Annotated in this window: 7 protein-coding genes; 1 reads left to right on the top strand and 6 read right to left on the bottom strand. The window is 72.0% G+C overall.

From position 1 onward, the window contains the following. The 6 genes from ACE3P2_RS12565 to ACE3P2_RS12540 form a co-directional block, all read right to left on the bottom strand. Window positions 1-412 (bottom strand): MFS transporter (locus ACE3P2_RS12565; protein ID WP_374264936.1); only part of this gene is annotated, 412 nt, incomplete at its 3' end. 1 nt (window position 413) lies between these two features. Then, window positions 414-938 (bottom strand): chalcone isomerase family protein, encoded by a 525-nt coding sequence (locus ACE3P2_RS12560; protein WP_374264934.1) that lies wholly within the window; start codon window positions 936-938, stop codon window positions 414-416. Beyond that, on the bottom strand, window positions 919-1,149 hold the full coding sequence (locus ACE3P2_RS12555) for a GNAT family N-acetyltransferase (protein WP_374264932.1): 231 nt from the start codon (window positions 1,147-1,149) through the stop codon (window positions 919-921). The genes ACE3P2_RS12560 and ACE3P2_RS12555 overlap by 20 nt, the downstream gene beginning before the upstream one ends. Continuing rightward, on the bottom strand, window positions 1,118-2,311 hold the full coding sequence (locus ACE3P2_RS12550) for a class I SAM-dependent methyltransferase (protein ID WP_374264929.1): 1,194 nt from the start codon (window positions 2,309-2,311) through the stop codon (window positions 1,118-1,120). Before ACE3P2_RS12550 ends, ACE3P2_RS12555 begins: the two co-directional genes overlap by 32 nt. Then, the gene (locus ACE3P2_RS12545; RefSeq protein ID WP_374264927.1) at window positions 2,308-3,075 is read right to left on the bottom strand and encodes a DUF1365 domain-containing protein; all 768 of its coding nucleotides are present in this window, start codon (window positions 3,073-3,075) and stop codon (window positions 2,308-2,310) included. The genes ACE3P2_RS12550 and ACE3P2_RS12545 overlap by 4 nt, the downstream gene beginning before the upstream one ends. 17 nt (window positions 3,076-3,092) lie before the next feature. Then, window positions 3,093-4,403 carry an NAD(P)/FAD-dependent oxidoreductase gene (locus ACE3P2_RS12540; protein ID WP_374264925.1) on the bottom strand — a complete coding sequence of 437 codons (1,311 nt, stop codon included), beginning with the start codon at window positions 4,401-4,403 and terminating at the stop codon, window positions 3,093-3,095. 171 nt (window positions 4,404-4,574) lie between these two features. On the opposite strand from ACE3P2_RS12540, the gene ACE3P2_RS12535 reads away from it, so the two are divergent. Then, window positions 4,575-4,850 (top strand): MerR family transcriptional regulator (locus tag ACE3P2_RS12535; protein ID WP_374264923.1); only part of this gene is annotated, 276 nt, incomplete at its 3' end.

Below are 4,850 nucleotides of genomic sequence, written 5' to 3'. Positions count from 1 at the left end.
GGGTGCGTTCGGCCGGGTCGGCGGCGATGTCGGCGCCCCACGCCTGGTAGGCGACGCTGGCGCCGGAGTAGCCCAGGTAGGTGAGCGCCAGCGCGCCGGCGAGCCAGCCGGCGGCCGGGCCGGCGGGCGGATTGAGCAGGGCGACGAAGCCGGCGGCCAGGGGCAGCAGGGCCAGCGCCACCATCTGGCGGCGTGGCAGGCGGTCGGCGAGCCAGCCCAGCCAGGGGTCGATGCCGGCGTCGAGGAGGCGCGCGCCGAGGAGGATTGCCCCCAGCAGCGCCAGCGACAGGCCGCTGCCGTCGGCGTAGAAACGCGGCACGTGGACGTAGACCGGCAGCGCCGCAAAGGCCAGCGGCAGACCGAGCAGGCCGTAGGCGAGCACGCGGCCGGCGGGGAGGCGTGCGGCGGCCATGTCAGCCGGCGGGCCGTCGCAGCAGGGCGGCGCGCAGTTCGGGGGCGCTGGTGCGCGGGTCGAGCCAGATGCCGAAGAAGCGTCGCGCGAAGTCGGCGTCGGCGATCTCGCCGAGGGGGCGCCCGTTGAAGACGAAGCGCGCGGCGTCCGGGTGATAGACGCCGACGATGTGGTCGCCGGCCTTCACGTCGGGGAACAGGCGGGTCATTTCGGCGCCCCAGCGGGCCAGGGCGGCTTCGTCGGCGCCGAGCTGGCGCATCTCGCGCACGCTGGCCTCGGCGATGGCGCTGCCGGGAATGCTGCGCTTGTAGTCCAGACGCAGTGCGAGGGGCGGGCGGCGCGGGTCGTCGCCGGCCCACAGGCGCGCTTCGTAGACGAGGAAGCCGAAGCGTCGGAACTCGCCCTGGCCCCAGCGCTGCAGGCCGTCGGTGGGGTCGGCGGCGCGGGCGGCGGGTGACCCGACGAGGAGCGCGGCGAGGGCGCCGAGCAGGCGCCGCCGGGTCCGCTCAGGCGACGGGCGCGGCATGGTTGGGGGCCGGCGCGGGGTGCCGGCAGGTCATCGGGACGCAGCGGATGCCGCGTACTTCCTCGGACGGGCCCTCGGCCTCGAAGCCGAGGCGCCGGTAGGCGGCCATCGCGCCGCGGGCGGCGTTGATGGTGATCGGCCCGAGCTGGCCGGCGCGCCGCGCGGCGCGGCGGGCGGGCTCAGCGGTGGACGAGTTCGAACTGGACGACATCGATGCTTCCGGCGCGGAAGCCGGCCTCGCAGTAGGAGAGATACATGCGCCACAGGCGCCGGAAGGGCTCGTCGAAACCGAGCCGTTCGATCTGCGGCCAGCGCGCTTCGAAGGTGGCGCGCCAGTCGGCCAGGGTGCGGGCGTAGTCGGCGCCGAAGGCGAACTCGTCGCTCACCGCCAGGCCGGCGCGTCGGGCGGCGCTCCGGAAGGCGGCGCGGGAGGGCAGCATCCCGCCGGGGAAGATGTACTGCTGGATGAAGTCGGTGCCGCGGCGGTAGGTGGGGAAGAGCGCGTCGTCGATGGTGATGCTCTGCACCACGGCGCGGCCGCCGGGTTTGAGGGCGCGGGCGACGGTCTTGAAGTAGCCCGGCCACCAGCGCTCGCCGACCGCTTCGAACATTTCGATGGAGACGATGTGGTCGAAGCGCTCGGTGGTGTCGCGGTAGTCCTGCAGGCGCAGGTCGGCCTCGGGGACGCGGCTCTTCGCCCACGCGAGCTGGGATGGCGACAGGGTGAGCCCGGTGACGGCGAGCCCGGCGCGGGCGGCCATTTCGGCGAAACCGCCCCAGCCGCAGCCGATCTCCAGCACGTGCTCGCCGGGCTGCGCGTCCAGGCGGCGCAGGATGCGGCGGTACTTGGCGTCCTGGGCCGCGGCGAGGGTGTCGGCGTCGGCCTCGCGGTAGAGGGCCGCGGAGTAGCTCATGCCGGCGTCGAGCCACAGGCGGTAGAAGTCGTTGCCCAGGTCGTAGTGGGCCATGATGTTGCGCTTGCTGCCGGCGCGGCTGTTGCGGTTGAGCCAGTGGCGCACCCGCGCGGCGAGCAGCGGCCGCCACGCGCCGTAGAGGGCGCGACGCAGCACGTCGCGGTTGCTGGCGAGGACGGTGAGCAGGCCGGCCAGGTCGGGGGAGTCCCAGCGCCCTTCGATGTAGGCTTCGGCGAGGCCGATGTCGCCGCGGGCGAGGATCATCCCGAAGGTGGCGGTGTCGTGCACCTGCAGGGTGACGGCGTGCTCGCCGTGACCGAAGACGACGTTGCTGCCGTCGGGCAGGCGCACTTCGAGGGGGCCGCCGCGGAGCTTTTCGAGCAGGCCGAAGACGGTGCGGGTGTCCCGGTCGAGGCCGTCGCGCAGGGCGGTGCCGCGCAGGCTGAGTGTGGAGTTCATGGTGTCGGCTCCTGGAGGGGTGGATGCACGGGGCGGGCGCCGTGGAAGGGCACGCCCTTGCGCCAGAGCCGCAGGGCTTGCCAGTGGATGCGGGCGACCACGCCGAGGGTGAGCAGCGGCATGCGCAGGAAGGCACCGAGCAGCGCGCGGTTGCCCCAGCCCCGCGGGCGGCCGGTGATGGCGGTGAGCAGCAGCGGGCCGTCGTCGTCGGCGTAGTCGATGTGGGCGGCGTGCACCGCGCGTCCGGCCTGGAAGCGGAAGCGGTAAGCGCCTTCGACGCGGTTGAAGGGCGAGACGTGGAAGCACTTGTCGGCGCTCAGCACCTCGCCGTCGGCGATGGGGCGGCCGTCCGGGTGGTGGAGCAGGTAGTCGTGACGGCCGCCGAAGGTGTTGTTCACCTCGGCGAGCACCGCCACCAGCCGGCCGGCGGCGTCGTGGCAGTACCAGAAGCTCACCGGGTTGAAGACATGGCCGAGCACGCGCGGGAAGGTCTGCAGGACGATCTCGCCGTCGGCCTTCAGGCCGTGCTGGTGTAAAAGCGCTTCGATCCACGGCACAAGCGGGCTGCCGTCGCGAGGGCCGTGGTCGTCGCGGTGAAAAGCGAGAAGGTTCCAGCGGTCGATGCCGAATACCCGGCAGCGGGCCGATTCGAGGGCGCGCAGGGGCAGGCGGACGTAGAACACGGGATAGACGAAGGCGTTTTCCGCCGGACGCAGGCGACGGTGCATCACGTGGCCGAGGCAGAGTTGCGGGCGGGCGTCCATGGCGGTCGGGGCCGGGTTCAGGCGGTCTGAGCCTGGCGCGCAGCGACGACCGGCTGGCCCTGCCAGGGGGCGAGCACGCCCAGCCGGTTGGCCACTTCGAGCGCCGACTTGAGGCCGTCCTCGTGGAAGCCGTAGCAGCCCCAGGCGCCGGCCAGCCACACGCCGCCTTCGCCCTGCACGGCGGGGAGGTTGCGCTGGGCGGCGATCGCCGGGGCGTCGAAGATCGGGTGGGCGTAGTCGAACTCGGCGATCACCCGCGCCGGGTCGGGCTCGCGGGCGGGGTTGAGGGTGACCACCACCGGCGTCTTGAAGGGCAGCGGCTGCAGCTTGTTGATGAGGTAGGAGACGCCCACCGGGCGGTCGTCGCCCGCGGCGCGGGCGGCGAAGTAGTTCCACGCCGACCACAGTTTCTCGTCGCGCGGCAGCAGGGCGCGGTCGGTGTGCAGCACGGCGCGGTTCGGCTGATAGCGGATCGCCGACAGCACCTGGCGCTGGGCGGGGCTGGCGGTGGGGCCGAGCAGGGCCAGCGCCTGGTCGCTGTGGCAGGCCATCACGACCTGGTCGAAGCGGTCGCTGCCGTGGGCGTGATCGACCCTCAGGCCGTCGCCGTCGCGCACCACGGCGTGTACCGGGCAGGCCAGGCGGACGTCGTCGAGGCGCTGGGCGATGCGGCGCACGTACTCGCGTCCGCCGCCCTTCACGGTGCGCCACAGGGGGCGGTCGAAGATCTGCAGCAGACCGTGGTTGTGGCAGAAGCGGATGAAGGTGGCGGCCGGCATGTCGAGCATCTGGCCGGTCGGGCAGGACCAGATCGCCGCCGCCATCGGCAGCAGATACCAGTCGACGAAGGCGCGGGAGTAGCGCCCCTCGGCCAGGAAGTCCCGCAGCGGACGGTCGGCCGTCGGCGCGCCGGCGAGCCAGGCGGTGCATTCGCGGTTGAAGCGCAGGATGTCCGAGAGCATCGCCCAGAAGCGTCGCCGCACCAGGTTGCGCTTCTGGCCGAAGATCGTCGCGAGGTTGCTGCCGGCCCATTCGAGGTCGGGCGATTCGAGGCTCACCGCGAAGGACATCTCGGTCTCGACGCTTTCGATGCCGAGCAGGTCGAACAGGGCGATGAGGTTGGGGTAGGTCTTCTCGTTGAAGACGAGGAAGCCCGTATCCACCGGATGGGTGTGGCCTTCGAGGGTGACGTCCACGGTGTTGGTGTGGCCGCCCAGGTAGGTGCCGGCCTCGAACACGGTGACCGCGTAGCGGCTGCCCAGCAGCCAGGCGGAAGCGAGTCCGGCGATGCCGGCGCCGATCACGGCGATGCGCGGGGGCGTGCTCATGACGCGTCAGCCAGGCGTGACGTCGCGGCGGGGGCTGCCGGCGGGCGTCTCGGGAATCGCTGCGATACGGAGCTTCATTTTGTTTGTCCTGGACAAATCGAAGGTGTGATCGTACGATAGGTATTGAATATGGTTTTGTCAACGGTTTGTACATCTTTTGTTCAGGACAAAATGAGCGATCTTCGTTTCAGCATCGCCGCTGTCGAACGCGATACCGGGCTGTCGAAGGACGTGCTCCGGATGTGGGAGCGCCGTTACGGCTTCCCGGTGCCGGAGCGCGACGCCAACGGCGAGCGCTGTTACCCGGCGTCCCAGGTGGAGCGTCTGCGCCTGATAAAACGGCTGATCGACCAGGGCCACCGGCCCGGCAAGCTGATCGCGACGCCGGTGGAGGCGCTCGCGGCGCTGGCCCCGCGCCGCCCGCGTGCCGCCGAGCACGCCGCGCCG

It is taken from the genome of Zoogloea sp. (assembly GCF_041911615.1).
Lineage (GTDB): Bacteria > Pseudomonadota > Gammaproteobacteria > Burkholderiales > Rhodocyclaceae > Zoogloea.
The sequence above is the reverse complement of the archived record's forward strand: the minus strand, read 5'-3'. Positions and strand labels throughout refer to the sequence as shown.